Origin of the sequence: Saccharibacillus brassicae, assembly GCF_006542275.1 — a bacterium.
GTDB lineage: Bacteria > Bacillota > Bacilli > Paenibacillales > Paenibacillaceae > Saccharibacillus > Saccharibacillus brassicae.
The window spans coordinates 3,347,125-3,361,896 of record NZ_CP041217.1 but is presented as its reverse complement, the minus strand read 5'-3'; the positions used below and the strand labels follow the sequence as shown (position 1 = coordinate 3,361,896).

14 protein-coding genes are annotated in these 14,772 nt (G+C 60.4%); 4 read left to right on the top strand and 10 right to left on the bottom strand.

Annotated elements, in window-relative coordinates; all coding sequences use genetic code 11:
• Window positions 1-82: 82 nt before the first annotated feature.
• Complete coding sequence (locus FFV09_RS13955) at window positions 83-694, top strand: superoxide dismutase (protein WP_141448394.1); 612 nt, start codon at window positions 83-85, stop codon at window positions 692-694.
• A 155-nt stretch (window positions 695-849) separates the two neighbouring features.
• Here FFV09_RS13955 and mutY read toward each other — a convergent pair whose 3' ends face one another.
• From mutY to FFV09_RS13930, 5 genes are all read right to left on the bottom strand, one after another.
• Window positions 850-2,049 carry an A/G-specific adenine glycosylase gene (gene mutY / locus FFV09_RS13950; protein WP_425472319.1) on the bottom strand — a complete coding sequence of 400 codons (1,200 nt, stop codon included), beginning with the start codon at window positions 2,047-2,049 and terminating at the stop codon, window positions 850-852.
• A gap of 92 nt (window positions 2,050-2,141) precedes the next feature.
• A complete protein-coding gene (acpS, locus tag FFV09_RS13945; RefSeq protein WP_141448392.1) occupies window positions 2,142-2,537 on the bottom strand; it encodes a holo-ACP synthase in 396 nt (131 codons plus the stop codon).
• Between the two features lie 171 nt (window positions 2,538-2,708).
• The gene (gene nadE, locus FFV09_RS13940; protein WP_141448391.1) at window positions 2,709-3,524 is read right to left on the bottom strand and encodes an NAD(+) synthase; all 816 of its coding nucleotides are present in this window, start codon (window positions 3,522-3,524) and stop codon (window positions 2,709-2,711) included.
• Between the two features lie 215 nt (window positions 3,525-3,739).
• The gene (locus tag FFV09_RS13935; RefSeq protein ID WP_141448390.1) at window positions 3,740-4,174 is read right to left on the bottom strand and encodes a BrxA/BrxB family bacilliredoxin; all 435 of its coding nucleotides are present in this window, start codon (window positions 4,172-4,174) and stop codon (window positions 3,740-3,742) included.
• A gap of 117 nt (window positions 4,175-4,291) precedes the next feature.
• Window positions 4,292-6,004, bottom strand: coding sequence for a two-component system sensor histidine kinase NtrB (locus FFV09_RS13930; protein ID WP_141448389.1), 1,713 nt, complete (start codon window positions 6,002-6,004; stop codon window positions 4,292-4,294).
• A 230-nt stretch (window positions 6,005-6,234) separates the two neighbouring features.
• Between FFV09_RS13930 and FFV09_RS13925 the strand changes: the two genes are divergently transcribed.
• Both FFV09_RS13925 and FFV09_RS13920 read left to right on the top strand, forming a co-directional pair.
• A complete protein-coding gene (locus FFV09_RS13925) occupies window positions 6,235-7,509 on the top strand; it encodes a BaiN/RdsA family NAD(P)/FAD-dependent oxidoreductase (RefSeq protein ID WP_141448388.1) in 1,275 nt (424 codons plus the stop codon).
• Window positions 7,510-7,797: 288 nt separating this feature from the next.
• The gene (locus FFV09_RS13920) at window positions 7,798-8,265 is read left to right on the top strand and encodes a MarR family winged helix-turn-helix transcriptional regulator (RefSeq protein ID WP_141448387.1); all 468 of its coding nucleotides are present in this window, start codon (window positions 7,798-7,800) and stop codon (window positions 8,263-8,265) included.
• A gap of 304 nt (window positions 8,266-8,569) precedes the next feature.
• Here the strand turns inward: FFV09_RS13920 and FFV09_RS13915 are convergent, their stop codons facing one another.
• Entirely contained in the window at window positions 8,570-10,006 is a 1,437-nt protein-coding gene (locus FFV09_RS13915; protein WP_141450466.1) for an MDR family MFS transporter, read from the bottom strand.
• Between the two features lie 337 nt (window positions 10,007-10,343).
• Window positions 10,344-10,646, bottom strand: coding sequence for a hypothetical protein (locus FFV09_RS13910; protein WP_141448386.1), 303 nt, complete (start codon window positions 10,644-10,646; stop codon window positions 10,344-10,346).
• Window positions 10,647-10,905: 259 nt separating this feature from the next.
• On the opposite strand from FFV09_RS13910, the gene FFV09_RS13905 reads away from it, so the two are divergent.
• The gene (locus FFV09_RS13905; protein ID WP_141448385.1) at window positions 10,906-11,385 is read left to right on the top strand and encodes a GAF domain-containing protein; all 480 of its coding nucleotides are present in this window, start codon (window positions 10,906-10,908) and stop codon (window positions 11,383-11,385) included.
• Window positions 11,386-11,638: 253 nt separating this feature from the next.
• On the opposite strand, the gene FFV09_RS13900 is transcribed toward FFV09_RS13905, so the two are convergent.
• The 3 genes from FFV09_RS13900 to FFV09_RS13890 all read right to left on the bottom strand — a co-directional run bounded on the left by FFV09_RS13900 (window position 11,639) and on the right by FFV09_RS13890 (window position 14,674).
• Window positions 11,639-12,364, bottom strand: a complete 726-nt coding sequence (locus FFV09_RS13900; protein ID WP_246098341.1) for a phosphatase PAP2 family protein — start codon at window positions 12,362-12,364, stop codon at window positions 11,639-11,641.
• 197 nt (window positions 12,365-12,561) lie between these two features.
• Window positions 12,562-13,893, bottom strand: coding sequence for an Nramp family divalent metal transporter (locus FFV09_RS13895; RefSeq protein WP_202111692.1), 1,332 nt, complete (start codon window positions 13,891-13,893; stop codon window positions 12,562-12,564).
• Between the two features lie 256 nt (window positions 13,894-14,149).
• Complete coding sequence (locus FFV09_RS13890; RefSeq protein WP_141448384.1) at window positions 14,150-14,674, bottom strand: DUF402 domain-containing protein; 525 nt, start codon at window positions 14,672-14,674, stop codon at window positions 14,150-14,152.
• Window positions 14,675-14,772: the final 98 nt, after the last annotated feature.

The following is a 14,772-nucleotide window of genomic DNA, read 5'->3' as shown; positions in this document are numbered from 1 at the left end:
TCCTATGTACAGCGTGTGAAATCTCATCATTTTAACGCGGGACACGTCTTAAAATCCCACTTAAGCAGGAGGTAATCTTATCATGGCTTTTGAATTGCCAGCATTGCCGTACTCGAACGACGCGCTTGAGCCTCATATCGACGCACAGACGATGGAAATCCACCACGATCGCCATCACAACACATACGTAACAAACCTGAACGCCGCTCTGGAGAGCGCTCCCGAGCTGCAAAGCAAGAGCCTGGAAGAGCTGATCGGCGACCTCGACAGCGTACCGGAAAGCATCCGCACAGCCGTTCGCAACAACGGCGGCGGCCACCACAACCACAGCCTGTTCTGGACCGTTATCGGCCCGAACGGCGGCGGCGCTCCATCCGGCGCACTGGCCGAAGCGATCGACAGCGATCTCGGCGGTTTCGATAAATTCAAGGAAGACTTCGCCAAAGCGGCTACAACCCGTTTCGGCAGCGGTTGGGCCTGGCTGGTCGTAGGCAAAGACGGCAAACTGGCCGTAACGAGCACGCCGAACCAGGACAGCCCGCTGTTCGAAGGTCTGACGCCGATTCTCGGCCTGGACGTTTGGGAGCATGCTTACTACCTGAAATTCCAGAACAAACGTCCGGATTACATCTCCACGTTCTGGAACGTTGTGAACTGGGACGAAGTATCCAAGCGTTTCGAAGCTGCAAAATAATTCGAATCGCCGCGGCGCCGCAGTCTCCGGACTGCCGCAGCCGCAAGCAAAACGCCGATCCTCCGGGATCGGCGTTTTTTGCTGCGTTTTATGAAGCCTCATCTCTGAATGCCTATCGCTCCGGGATCGCGCCAGTGGGATCGGTTTCTCTTCCCCTAGCTCTGCTTGGCTTCGCCGAAATAGCGGTTCAGGATGTTCAGGAACAGGTTCGGGAACGCGATCTCCCGCATGTCTGCCTCCGCGATCCAGCGCCATTCGACTTCGGCACCGGTGCCGGCTTCGTCCGCTTCAAGCGCTTCCGCCGCCGCTTCGGGCACGGCGACTTCGTACGGCACGCCGCTCTCCGCCGCCAGCTGCGCCAGCACTTCCGGCTGTTCGCGGGCCGTGAGCACCCGCATCGTCCAGTGGATATGGCTGAACGTATGCTCCGCCGTCATGTACGGCGACATCGGCGACCACGACAGGCCGAGGTCTTCCAGCAGTTCTTCGAGCTGTCCGACTTCAAGGCCGAGGTCCTGCGCTTCCGGCGCGCTGTCCGCCGCGATATGCGGCAGTTCCCACATGCCGGCAAGCAGCCCCGTGCGCGGCCGGCGGCGCACCAGGACGCGTCCTTCGCGTTCGCCGGCGCCTTCCAGCAGCACGGCGAGCCGCTGCTCCGGCCGCGGCTTCTTGGCCTTCGTCTTGACCGGCAGATCGCGTTCCATGCCTTCGATCCGGCCCCGGCAGTGTTCCATGACGGGGCAGATCAGGCAGTGCGGAGACTTGGGCGTGCAGATCAGCGCGCCCAGCTCCATCAGCGCCTGATTGAAGTCCGACGCGCGGCCTTCCGGAATCAGGCCCGGAATGATCTTCTCCATGCCGATACGCGTCTTCGGCTTGGCGATATCGTCCTCGATCAGGAAATAGCGCGACAGCACGCGCATGACGTTGCCGTCGACCGCCGGCTCCGGCCGGTTGAAGGCGATGCTCAGAATGGCGCCGGCCGTGTACGGGCCGACTCCCTTGAGCGCGAAGACGTGTTCGCGCTCCGAAGGCATCTGCCCGTCGTGCAGCTCCACGATCTGCTGCGCCGCCGCCTGAAGATTGCGGGCGCGGGAGTAATAGCCCAGCCCTTCCCACATCTTCACCACGTCTTCCTGCGGAGCTTCCGCAAGTTCCCGAATCGTCGGGAACCGTTCGATAAACCGGTGGAAATACGGGATCACCGTATCGACCCGGGTCTGCTGGAGCATGATCTCCGACACCCAGATGAAATACGGGTCCCGGTGTCTGCGCCACGGCAGGTCGCGCTTGCTGCGATCGTACCAGATCAGCAGCTCGCGGCTGAAATACGCCTTGCTCTCGTCCGTCTCGATCGCGTCGATCCGTTCCCAGGCCGTCCGCTCCCGTCCGATCGCTTCGTCTGTCTCGTTTGCTTCTTTTCCGTGCGCTTTTATGGGGTCTGTCATCATGTCGTCCTCTCCACTACGGCGAAAGCCGAAGCCATCGCCGGCTGATGCGTAATGCTCAAATGTATGGCGTATCCGTTCCCGCCCGGCAGGCCGAGCCGGCTCCAGGCCGCGTCCGACAGCCGCACGCCGGGCTTGCCCAGCGCGCCGGGAACGATCTCGATGTCTTCGAATCCGACGATCCGGCCGATGCCGCACCCGAGCGCCTTGACGATCGCTTCCTTGGCCGCGAAGCGTCCCGACACGAACTCCGCAAGCTTAGGCCCGCGCGCCCGCGCGATCTCAAGTTCGGCCGGCGTCAGCACCCTGTGCAAAAAGCGTTCGCGCTGCGCCCCGTCCAGCAGGCGGATCACGCGGCCGATCTCCAATATATCGTGACCGATTCCGTGAATCATTCCGGCATTCCTCCACTGTCGCCTGTCTTCGGCTGCGCGCGGCGTCATGCCGCGGCTTCGCCCTATATTGTAGCAGGAGCGGCAGGCGAACTCCAGTTCCGTTCCGGATTTCGCGCCCGCACGCAAAAAGGCCCGCGTTAAGCGGGCCTTCGCTTGGCTGCCGTCCCGAAATCAGATGCCCGGAATCGGATTGCGCTTATGCGCCGTTCTTTTGTAGAAGTTCTCCAGCAGCGACTGGACGTTCGGCGACACTTCCTTGCCTTCCAGGTAATCGCTGTTCTCGTCGTACGTGATGCCGAGTTCCGTCTCGTCGGTCTGTCCGACCCACAGTCCGGCCGTCGGCGCTTTGGTCACGATCTCGGCCGGTACGCCGAGCGCGCTCGCCACCTGGCGGACCTGGCGCTTGTTCAGCGTGGACAGCGGCGTCACGTCGACCGCTCCGTCGCCCCACTTCGTGTAGAAGCCGGTAATCGCTTCGGAAGCGTGGTCCGTGCCGACGACGAGCAGGTTCATCTCGAACGACAGCGCGTACTGCACGACCATGCGCGTTCTCGCTTTGATATTGCCTTTGCCTTTGTCCGTCATTTTGCGCGGATTGTTGATGTCCAGCTTCTCGAAGCTTCGCTCGACGGTCGAAGACACATGGTCGACGGCATCTTCGATGTTCGTCTCGACCGTATGGGTCAGGCCGAACGCTTTGGCCGTCGCGTAGCTGTGCTCGATATCGGACTGCTCGCCGTAAGGCTGGAACACGCCAAGCGTGATGTATTCCTTGCCCGTCTCTTCGCTCAGTTCGTCCGTCGCCCGCTTGCACAGGCCGGTGGCCACCGCGCTGTCCACGCCGCCGCTGATCGCGATCAGCAGGCCGTTCGTGCCGGAACCGAGCACGTACTGCTTGAGAAAGTCTACCCGTTTGCGGATCTCCGCTTCCGGGTCAATAGCGGGCTGCACGCCCAATTCGGCAATGATCTGCTGCTGCAAACTCATGATACACTCGCTCCTTCGAAGGTCCGGAAGCGGCCGCTCCCGGACGAATTGGATGATACCTCTCTTCATCATTATACCCGCAAGAGCCTGACATCGAACTTACGCGGCCTTTTTTTGCCCGATCCGGTCTTGAAGCGCGCTCCTGAGCATGTAAAAAGCCCCGGCCGGACACGGGGTCCGCCGGAGCTTGGAGAGCCAAAATTCGCGCTTATGAATCAGCCGCAGAATTCGTCGAACTTCTGGGTCAGTTCTTCGGCGATCTCGACCGCGGAGCGGTCTTCGATGCCGTGGCGCTCGATAAAGTGCACCAGTTCGCCGTCCTTGAACAGCGCGATCGAAGGCGAGGAAGGCGGGAACGGCGCGAAATATTCGCGGGCCTGAGCCGTCGCTTCCTTGTCCTGACCGGCAAACACGGTAAACAGGTTGGTCGGAACTTTCTCGTGCTGAAGCGCCTGGGCTACGCCCGGGCGGCATTGTCCGGCGGCGCAGCCGCAGACGGAATTGATCACGACAAGGCTCGTACCCGAAGCGTTCGGAAGGTTCGCTTCCACTTCTTCCGGCGTGCGCAGTTCCTGAATGCCGAGGGAAGTCAGTTCATCGCGCATCGGTTGAATCATGTCGCGCATATATTGATCGAAAGACATAGCCATATTCGATTCACTCCTTCAAATTGTTGATGTGCTTCCATTATACCGTTCCTCCTAACGAAAGGAAAGCCGTTTCCCGTAAGGATTCCCGTTCTTCGCCCGAAACCGGTCCGGCCGTTTTCACGCTTTGCCGACAGGCTCGGCCTGCCGCGCCCGCGCGAATTCGACCCGAACCTCCGTGCCCACGCCGACCGTCGATTGAATCGACAGCTGGCCGCCATGCCGCTCCGCGATGCCCGAGCAGAGAGCGAGGCCGAGGCCGGTCCCCGTCTTTTTCGTCGTAAAAAACGGCTGGCGGATCTGCTGGAGCGTCTCTTCCGGGATACCCGGCCCGTTGTCTGTCACCCTCAGCACGATCGATTCTTCCGTCTGCTCGGCGAAGATGACCAGCTCGCCTTTTTCGTCCATCGCTTCCAGCGCGTTGCGGGCCAGATTCAGCACCAGCTGCTTGATCTCGCCGGCGTGCATCGGCATCGCCTCGCCGTCCTTGCCGTCTTCGAAGCGGATCTGCTGGCCGCGCAGGTTCGCGTCCGCCTGCAGCAGCGGCCACAAATCGTCCAGCACCGAACGCAGGCTGCGGTTCTCTTTCTCTCCCGACGACGTGCGGGCAAGCGACAGGAAATCGTCGATGATGCCGCCGGCGCGGTCGAGTTCCTCCAGCACGATTTTGTAATAATGTTCGTATTCTTCCGGCGTTTTGCGCTGCAAAATTTGCAGGTATCCGCGCACGACGGCCATCGGATTACGGACTTCATGCGTCACGCCCGCCGCCATCTGCCCGATCAGGCTGAGCCGGTTCATATTCTCGAGTTCCGTGCGCATGCGTTCGATCTCCGTCACTTCATAGATGCTGCACATCGCGCCGCCCACTTGTCCGCCCTGCGTATGGGTCGGCGACAAATAGAGGCGGAACTTGCGGGCACCGAAGACGAGCGTCCGCTCGACACTCTTATTTTCGCGAAACGTCAGGTCCAGCGCCTCGAGGAACACCGGATCGGCTTGCATACCGAGCGCGCCCATCAGGTCGGAGAAGCTGCGCCCGATCAGCATCTGCCGGTTGAAGGAAGGAGCCCGCTGCACGATTGCGCTGTACGCCTGATCGTTGATTTCGCTAATCAGGCCCGCACGGTCAAGCGCAAGCGCGTAGCCCGGCAGCGTTCCCATGAACGACTGCAGCTTCCGCTCTTCTTCAAGCATGCGTTCGCGCATCGTGATCGCCTGCGCGCTCATCGAGTAGCGATCCTGCACGTCCCGGCGGGAATACAGCAGCAGCAGCGCGGCGGTGAATGCGGCCATAAGTTCGATCGACACCATCGGAAAAGCTCCCCAGAAAGTGCCGCCGCCGAGCGTCTCTTCCCGTACGTGGAACGCGGCATGCGGCACGTAAGCGACAATCAGCCACGCAGCGATCAGCAGGCGGCGGTAAGACCGGCGCATGTCCAGCAGCCGCGTGCGGCCGAGTGCGAGCAGCAGCAGGGCCAGCGCTTCGATCCAGACGTAAGGCATCTCTCCGGCCGCGGAGAAGATATACCCGACCAGCGCATACAGCGCGATAAGCGGGAAGCGGGCTCTCGGCACGCCGTACAAAATGCCCATGCCGGTCGGCAGCAGGGACAGATGCCCGTCGATGCGCGGACTTCCGGCGTCGAGCATCCAGCACAGCAGCAGCGAAGCCGCGCTCGCGAACGTAAAAGCGAGACCGACGGAATCGCCGCCGCTGCGGCGCAGCAGCCGCAGGGCACGTGTGCGAACGAACGTTTCGAATGAAGGAACGAGCAGAACCGGGAGCGAAGCGAACAGGACTTGAATGACGAGTACTTTGAAAAGTTCCACCGAACCGTACCTCCTTTTTGGGATGCGCAGCGCGTTTGAAGAAAATCGGACCGACAGATCCGAAATTTTCCATTTTCAAGAAGAAGACATATGCTTTGATTAAAACATACTCATTCTTCCTGTTCAATGGATCTGGGTCGCCTGAGCAAATTTCGTGTCGATTCGGCACGTTCCGTCGGCCTTTTATGTTATCCTATAGGAAATCAATTCATGGAAAAGGAAGATGCAAGTTGGATTATGAAGTAATCGTCGTCGGCGGAGGATCGGCGGGACTGATGGCCGCAGCCGCGGCCGGAGAACGCGGTGCCCGCGTGCTGCTGCTCGACAAAGGAGACAAACTCGGACGCAAGCTCGGCATCTCGGGCGGAGGACGCTGCAATGTCACGAACAACAAGGAATACGACGAACTGATCAAGTGGATTCCCGGCAACGGCCGGTTTTTGTACAGCGCGCTGGCGCAGTTCGGCAGCCGCGACATTATCGCGTTTTTCGAAGGATTGGGCATTGCCCTGAAGGAAGAAGACAACGGACGCATGTTCCCGGTCAGCGACCGGGCGAAGACGGTGGTGGACGCGCTGGTCGGGCGAATTCGTTCGCTTGGCGTCGAAGTGCGGATCAACACTCCGGTTGCGCGCATTCTGTATGAGAACGGCCAGGCGGCGGGCGTGCGGCTGAAGGACGGAAGCGAACTGTCCGCGCCCTGCGTGATCGCGGCGGTCGGCGGCAAGTCGGTTCCCAAAACCGGGTCGACCGGCGACGGGTATCCGTGGGCGGAAGAAGCGGGGCATACGATTACGAAGCTGTTCCCGACCGAAGTGCCGCTGACGTCCGGAGCCGCTTTTATCCAGAGCAAGGAGCTGCAGGGGCTGTCGCTGCGCGAGATCGAGCTGACGGTCTGGAACGCCAAAGGCAAAAAGCTTGTCACGCACGTCGGCGACATGCTGTTCACGCATTTCGGCCTGTCCGGTCCGGCGGCGCTGCGGTGCAGCCAGTACGTCGTCAAGGAGCTGGACAAGCAGGCCGGCGGCACGGTGCGGGTAACGGTCGATCTGATGCCGGACCGCAGCGCGGACGACGTATACCGGGAGACGCTGAACCTGACAGCCGCCGATCCCAAGAAAGCGATCAAAAACGTGCTGAAAACGGCGGTGCCGGAGAAGCTTATTCCGCTGCTGCTCGTGCGCGCGGAACTCGACGAGATGCTGACGCACGACAACATCCCCAAGCTCAAATGGATCGAATTGTCCAAGCTGATCAAAGCGTTTCCGGTTCCCGTGAACGGCACGCTGTCGATCGAAGACGCGTTCGTCACGGGCGGCGGCGTCCAGCTCAAGGAAGTCGACCCGTCGACGCTTGAGTCCAAGCTGACCGCCGGCCTGTATTTCTGCGGCGAGCTGCTGGACATCCACGGCTACACGGGCGGCTATAACATTACGGCGGCGTTCTCGACCGGCCATGCGGCCGGCACGAGCGCAGCCGAACGGGCCGCGGCTTTGCACGGTTGATCCTCTGCCGGGCGAAGCGGAGACGGCCGTAACCGGCTGCTCCGCCGAATATCCGCCCTCCGGGCCGGTCTGCGCTTTTTGAGCGCGGACCGGCTTTTTGCGTGCGTTTCCCCGATTTCTTTTTCATACATGTGACCGAGATCACTTTAAATTTGAAGATTTCACAAAAGTACAAAAAATTTTAATAGTTAAAAAGAAAAACTGTGACAAATGACATGTTCTCAAATGTTGAGACTGAACTAAGATAAATATAAACCATCTACCAAAATTTGAAAGGGCGGAGACGCAATGATCCATGCTTCAGCACGAGATACCGAATTGTCCCTGCATCTGTACCGGGTATTCGCCAAGTCGTTCAAAAGCGTCAGCGAACATGCCGTCAGCGGCAGCAAGATTCAAGGCTTCAATCCTACGGCGTTTGCCGTTCTGGAAGTTCTCTATTTCAAAGGCCAACAGCCGATTCAACAGATCGGGGCGAAGCTGCTGCTCCAGAGCGGCAACGTCACGTACGTGATCGACAAGCTGGAACGCCACGGCCTGCTCGTTCGCCAACCGTGCCCGACCGACCGCCGCGTCATCTATGCCGAACTGACCGACAAAGGCCGGGCGCTGATGGACGACGCTTATCCCCACTACGCCGAACGTCTCACGAACGCGCTCAGCGGCCTCGAAGAGGAAGAAATGCTCCAACTGATTACGCTGCTCAAAAAAATGGGCATGGAAGCGGAACGACTGTCCCCGTCGGCGCGCAAATAAAGCGGCGCTCCGGCGTCGGGAGCGTCCGCGTTCGGCGACGACCGACGCGGTAGCAGGCCCGGCGATGCGTAAAACGATAAGTTCCGCGATCCGTCCGGCGGCAGCTGCGGATCGGTCAGGCAGAATCTTTTGCGGATGATTAAGTGAAATATTTCTCAATGTTTGCGCCCGACCGGCAGCGGTCTCGGCAGCGATTGCCGCGCTTTCTCCCTGCTGCTGTCCTCCTCTTCGCTGCCCGCACGCAAAAAGACGATTTCCCGTTTCGAGGCACGGGAAATCGTCTTTTTCGTAGGCAAAGCTGCTGTCACTCGCTCGGCGCCGGAGGGCGCTTGCTCAGCGGCAGCACCGCCAGCAGGCCGATCGCCGTCAGCACGAGCATGACGATAAACAGGCTGTGCAGTCCGCTCTCCAGCACGCCCGACAGGCTGCCGAGCCGGTCCGCGGACATCTCGGCGCGCGTATGTTCCGACAGCAGCGCGTTGATCTCCGCTTCGCTGACGCCGGAAGAATCGCCGCCGGCCGTGTTCGACAGCAGCGAAGCGTTAAGCAGCGTACCGAAGAAGGCGACGCCAAGCGTCTGGCCGAGCGTGCGCAGAAACGTGTTCAGCGCCGTCGAGGCGCCGCGCATCGAATAGCCGACCGACGACTGCGCCACGATCGCGAACACCGTGAGCGACATGCCGAAGCCGAGACCGAGTACCAGCATGAGCAGCGGCAGCACGTAGACCGGCGAATGGCCGCCCATCAGCGCCACGCCGGCGCTGCCTGCGACAAGCGCCGCCAAGCCGATCACGGCAGCGCCGCGTGCGCCGCTTTTGGCGATCATGCGTCCGCCCACGAACGAGCCGATGATCCAGGTGAGCGACATTGGCGCGAGCAGCATGCCCGACAGCACGGCGCTGCCCTGCTGCACGCCCTGTACCCAGAGCGGAATATACGTCGTCAAGCCGATCAGCAGCGTACTGACGAAGATCGCGCCCAGGCTTGAGAAGGCAATGTCGCGTATACGGAACAGCTTCAGCGGCACCATCGGCTCGGCTGCCCGGCTCTCGATCCAGACGAACGCGGCCAGCATGGCGATCGATCCCGCCAGCAGGCCGATCATGAGCGGCGAATCCCAGGCCGCGCTCTGCCCGCCGGACGTCAGCGCCAGCAGCAGCGTCGTCATGCCGATCGTGAAGGTCGCGGCGCCGGCCCAGTCGATGTTCGCTTTTTTGCGCGTCCGTTCTTCCTTGAGGAACAGCGCGATAAACAGGACGGCCAGCAGGCCGAACGGCACGTTGATACCGAAAATCCAGCGCCACGAAAAGGTATCGACCAGATAACCGCCCAGCAGCGGCCCGACCAGGGACGCGATGCCCCAGACCGAACTGATCATGCCCTGCACTTTGCCGCGTTCCTCCATTTTGTAGAGGTCGCCCACGATCGTGTAGGTGACCGGAATAACGGCGCCCGCGCCGATGCCCTGCAGGGCGCGGAACGCAATTAGCTGCTCCATGCCGCCCGCGAAGCCGCACAGCGCCGAACCGGCGATAAAGATCAGGCATCCCGTCAGAAAAATAGGCTTGCGGCCGAACAGGTCGCTCAGTTTGCCGAAGATCGGCGTCGTGACGGCCATCGTCAGCAGATAAGCCGCGAACACCCAGCTCATGAGCGACGCCGCTTCGAACTCGCCCACGATCGACGGCGTCGCCGGGCTGATGACCGTGCCTTCCACCGCCGCCAGGAACGTCGACAGCATCAGGCCGGCCAATACGTATTTGCGTTTGCTTTGCAGTTGTTCCACCGTTTCAAAATCCTCCCGTAACAAAGGCGTCTCCGGACGTCCCGTTCAAAATCTCGTACACCGCCCGAACCCGGTTCGATCTGCACCCGGGCCGAAACGGCACTTTTTTTATCTTACCACGGAAAAGAAAGAACGGTCCCGGTAAAACCTTTTTGCGCGGCGAATGTTCGCGGCCACAAAAAAGCACGTCCGCATCCCAAGATGCAAACGTGCGGACCTGCCGCCGATATCGACGTCGGCGTGAAAAAGCTATCCGCTGGGACACGGCCGGCTTGCCCGTCTCCCGCGGCGATCAGGCTCTGACGGCTTTGCCCGCGGGTTCCGCGGTCAGCACTTCCGAGCACAGGCTGCCCAGCGAACCGCGGATCTTGCGCAGTTCGGTAATGCCCGCTCCCGTCAGCGTGTATTCCTCGCCGTGAGCGGTCAGCAGATTCTCTGCGGCCAGATTCTCCAGCTCCTGCTTGACTTCGCGGTCGGCGACCCGGTAACCGGCGCGCTCCAGCTTGGGCAGCGCTTCGCGGATCGAGATGTCTTGCTCTTCTGCGTAATGCAGCAAATGGATGCGTACGAACAAATTCTGCGTTGCGGCCTGCATATCGCTTCTCCTCGCTTTCTGTGAATGGCTGTCGCATTTCCGGCACGCGGAGCTTCATTGTGCTTCGGACAGATGCGCAGTCTATGAGTTAACCTGTATTTACCCGCGTGTTTCCCGCCGGAAACATCGCGATCTTGCGGCCGCGCTCATTGACATTGGGGGCGAAAAAGGCCTAAATTAAGAGACCGATTCTTCCCTGTTGGGTCGAAGATCGGCCTGATTTCCACCGAATACGTCCGCGAATAGGAGGCTTATGCCCATGTTTGAAACGAAACCCCAAGCCGGTACGCGCGAAGAACGTTACGCGACCGCGCTGTCCCAGTTGAAGTCCCTGATCGACGGCGAACCCGACCGGATCGCCAATCTCGCCAACGCTTCGGCGCTGCTGTCGCAGTGCCTGCCCGATACGAACTGGTCCGGCTTCTACCTCTACGACGGCAAAGAGCTGGTGCTCGGCCCGTTCCAGGGCCTGCCGGCCTGCATCCGCATTCCGATGGGCAGAGGCGTCTGCGGCACCGCCGCGCAGACCCGCGAGACGCAGCGCATCGACGACGTGCACGCTTTCCCGGGCCATATCGCCTGCGATGCCGCGTCGAACAGCGAGCTCGTCGTTCCGCTCGTCAAGAACGACGAGCTGATCGGCGTGCTCGATATCGACAGCCCGGAACATGCCCGCTTCGACGGGACCGACCAGGAATTCGTCGAAGAATTCGCGCGGATTCTGACCGCCCAGCTGTAAAGGCCGGCGTGCAGGCAGTTCACGCGAACAATTCGCTGCGGCGTCCGCTGCCCGCTTACGATTAGGGCAGCGCCCTGATACGGCTGCGCCCGAACCAAAAAGCTCCCGCGTCGCCTCTGGGCGATACGGAAGCTTTTTTGCCGTTTGCTTCGGCGCTGATTTGGGCGGTCGCTTCTATAATGCGGTTGCGCCGGCCGGCCTGTTCGCTCGGGCCTACGCTGACACATGTCCGGCGACACTTTCGCCCCACGCCTCAGATCGGCGCGCGATCCGCTTCCGCGTTCTGGACGTCCGCTTCCGAACGGCCGCCGAGGCGGCGCTGCTTGCGGTGGCGCCAATATTCGAACGCTCCGATCGTGAGCGCAAGCCAGGCTCCGCTCGCGGCATAGCCGCCGATCACGTCGCTCGGGTAATGCACGCCGAGATAGATTCGGCTCAGCCCGATCGTCAGCGTGAGCAGGATGCACAGCACCAGCGCTGCAATACGCAGCGGCAGAGGCCGGATCATGCGCCACAGCAAATACGCGAGAATGCCGTAAAGCGCAAACGCGCCCATCGAATGCCCGCTCGGGAAACTGAACGAATACTCTTCCGCCAATCGGTTGATATCCGGGCGTTCGCGGCGGAACAGATTTTTGAGCAGGATATTCAGCAGCGCGCTGCCGCCGGTGGCGACGAGCAGCAGCAGCGGTTCCCAGCGAAGCCGGGGCACGAGCAGCAGGAACGCGAGCAGCGCCACCTCGATCACGATGACGATCTGCGTGGAGCCGATCCAGGACAGCGTCTCCGCTACCTGCGTCCAGGTCGGCGTCTCCTGCGCCTGAATGCGCCCGATCCATTTATGGTCGAAATCGATGACTCTCTGATTGCCCGATCCGACAAGCATGGCGATGACAACGAAGACGACCGCCAACAGGCCGAACCCGATAAAGCACAGCGCCGTGTGCCTCATCGAAGTGGTAACTTTGCTTTGCGACATTGTTTTTCCTCCGGGTTCTTCTTGAAATAGGGTTTGGCCACCAAGATGGCTTTACATTCAATTTACGTTCCCCGGCCCTTAAGTAAACACTTTGCACAGAATAAAAATTAAAATTGTAGGGAATCGTTCTTTTTTTCGACAAAAAAGCCTTCTCCGCATACACGGAAAAGGCTTGAATGAGAGGCTTCATGCTGTACTCAGAAACTCTCGACGACCAAAAAGATGTTCAGCGCGATGACGAGAGCCGCGATCGCCCAGCCCAGCACCTGCGTGATCGGATGGTTTACGAGTCCGCCCATCAGCTTGCGGTTGCCCGTGAACAGCATGAGCGGCACGAGCGCGAACGCGATGCCAAACGACAGGATGACCTGGCTCGCGACGAGCGCTTCGGTCGCGTTGATGCCCGAGATGATCAGCGCAAGCGGCGGAATCATCGTGATGGCGCGGCGCAGATACAGATTGATCCGTTTGTTGATGAAGCCCTGCATGACGACGTCGCCCGACATCGTGCCGACCGACGAACTCGACAAGCCGGCGATCAGCAGGCCGAGGCCGAACGAGATCGCGGTCGCCGGACCGGCCAGTTCGCGGAAATGGATAAATGCCTGATCCAGTTGTTCGACCAACAGTCCGTTTTTGAAAAAGAGCGCCGCGGCGATGATCAGCATCGCCATGTTGACCGCTCCGGCCACGATCATCGCGAAGATGATATCGAAAAATTCGAGCCGGAAAATCTTCTTCTTCTCTTCCTCGTTGCGGCCGACGATCCGGTTCTGCGTCAGCGACGAGTGCAGATAGATCGCGTGCGGCATCACCGTCGCGCCGAGAATGCCGGCAGCCAGCATGATGCTCTGCGTGCCTTCGAACTGCGGCGTGAAAATGCCCGCGGCCACGGCGCCCATATCGGGCTTCGCCATGAACACCTGGAACGCGAACGCCAGCACGACGGCGACGACCATGCCGGCGATCCCCGTCTCCAGCGCCCGGAACCCGCGGCGCTGCAATTCGAGAATCGCGAACGAGGCGACGGCCGTAATCAGCGCGGCCGGCAGCATCGGGATCCCGAAGATCAGGTACAGCCCGAGCGCCGCCCCGATAAATTCGGCCAGGTCCGTCGCGATGATAACCAATTCGCTCTGTATCCACAGGAAGATCGAGACGCCTTTGGGGAAGCGGTCGCGCGCGATCTCCGGCAGGTTGCGTCCGGTCGCGATGCCGAGCTTCGCCGACAGCGACTGGATCAGCACCGCCATCAGATTCGATGCGAAGATGACCCACAGCAGCATATACCCGTACTGCGAGCCTGCCGTAATATTGGTCGCGAAGTTGCCGGGGTCGATATAGGCGACCGCCGCGATAAACGCAGGTCCCAGAAACGGCAGCAGCCGCTTGAGACCTTTGGTGTCTCCGTCCAGCACAGCCTGGGCCGCGATCTCGGTCCGGGTTCTGCTGTCCGTTTGATTGCGCACGAGTTCGTTCGGCGCCGGATCGGCGCCCTCCCGTGTTCGAGATTCGATCTCTTTCTCCATCCTTCGTTCACCCCTCCGTCTCCTGTTCGTACCTGATCTATTTGGGTTTCGACTCTATTTTGGTTCCGACTCTATTTGTTCCCCTTGCACATGAATGTTTCCCCGGTGCAACTTTTGAACTGATTATAATCCTTTTCTTTTTATATGTAAACACTTCAATACGAAAACTTGCGCAAAAAACAAATTATTTTTCACGGCGTTTCATGACGGTTCGGAAAAGTCTGCGCCTTGTCCGATCCACGAAAAAACGGCGAAGCTAGAAGTTCAGCTTCGCCGTCCCGGCTTGAATACGTCCGATCTCTTCGTCCAGACTTCCGTCGAACGGGAATTCCCCGCGCTGTGCACGTTCCTGCAAACTGCGCAGCGAACGCTGCGCGTACCGCGTCAGCTCGTCCGGATACCCGAGCCGCTGCCGGTTGTCTTCGAATTCGTCTTCGTCGACCACGTGCCAGCCTTCCGCTTCGTTCCACAGCAGGTCCAGATCCAGGTCGACGAACGACACATGCTCCCCGTCCCGCACGCACGGCTGCGATACGTTGCAGTAGATCGAGATCACTTGGCCGTCCGCAATATCGAAACTGACGGTGAATCCTTCTTCCAGCGCATACACTTCGAGCGAAGCGTGCGGCACGGTAAACGTCCGCTTTTTCGTATGATGCTTCAATTGGCGTCCCGGCGCCCCTTCGGCGATCAGGCAGCCTTCGCGTTCGCCTAGCAGCTTCATGTCCCAGTCGTAATGGGGCGTATCGCCGTATTTGAGCGCATGCAGCTTCAAGTCCATATTCGGCTCCTTCCCGCGGCCAACCCGAATGTGCGGCCGGCTTGCGCGTTCTTTCTTCTATAACCCGGACGGCGGCCAATTTACACGAACGAGGCCGA

Excerpts from the sequence above, each read along its gene's own strand:
- FFV09_RS13890 (WP_141448384.1), bottom strand. The coding sequence starts at position 14,674 with ATGGACTTGAAGCTGCATGCGCTCAAATACGGCGATACGCCCCATTAC.
- FFV09_RS13910 (WP_141448386.1), bottom strand. The coding sequence starts at position 10,646 with ATGCAGGCCGCAACGCAGAATTTGTTCGTACGCATCCATTTGCTGCAT.
- acpS (WP_141448392.1), bottom strand. The coding sequence starts at position 2,537 with ATGATTCACGGAATCGGTCACGATATATTGGAGATCGGCCGCGTGATC.
- FFV09_RS13900 (WP_246098341.1), bottom strand. The coding sequence starts at position 12,364 with ATGTCGCAAAGCAAAGTTACCACTTCGATGAGGCACACGGCGCTGTGC.
- FFV09_RS13895 (WP_202111692.1), bottom strand. The coding sequence starts at position 13,893 with ATGGAGAAAGAGATCGAATCTCGAACACGGGAGGGCGCCGATCCGGCG.
- FFV09_RS13935 (WP_141448390.1), bottom strand. The coding sequence starts at position 4,174 with ATGGCTATGTCTTTCGATCAATATATGCGCGACATGATTCAACCGATG.
- FFV09_RS13920 (WP_141448387.1), top strand. The coding sequence starts at position 7,798 with ATGATCCATGCTTCAGCACGAGATACCGAATTGTCCCTGCATCTGTAC.
- FFV09_RS13905 (WP_141448385.1), top strand. The coding sequence starts at position 10,906 with ATGTTTGAAACGAAACCCCAAGCCGGTACGCGCGAAGAACGTTACGCG.
- FFV09_RS13915 (WP_141450466.1), bottom strand. The coding sequence starts at position 10,006 with ATGCTGTCGACGTTCCTGGCGGCGGTGGAAGGCACGGTCATCAGCCCG.
- FFV09_RS13955 (WP_141448394.1), top strand. The coding sequence starts at position 83 with ATGGCTTTTGAATTGCCAGCATTGCCGTACTCGAACGACGCGCTTGAG.
- nadE (WP_141448391.1), bottom strand. The coding sequence starts at position 3,524 with ATGAGTTTGCAGCAGCAGATCATTGCCGAATTGGGCGTGCAGCCCGCT.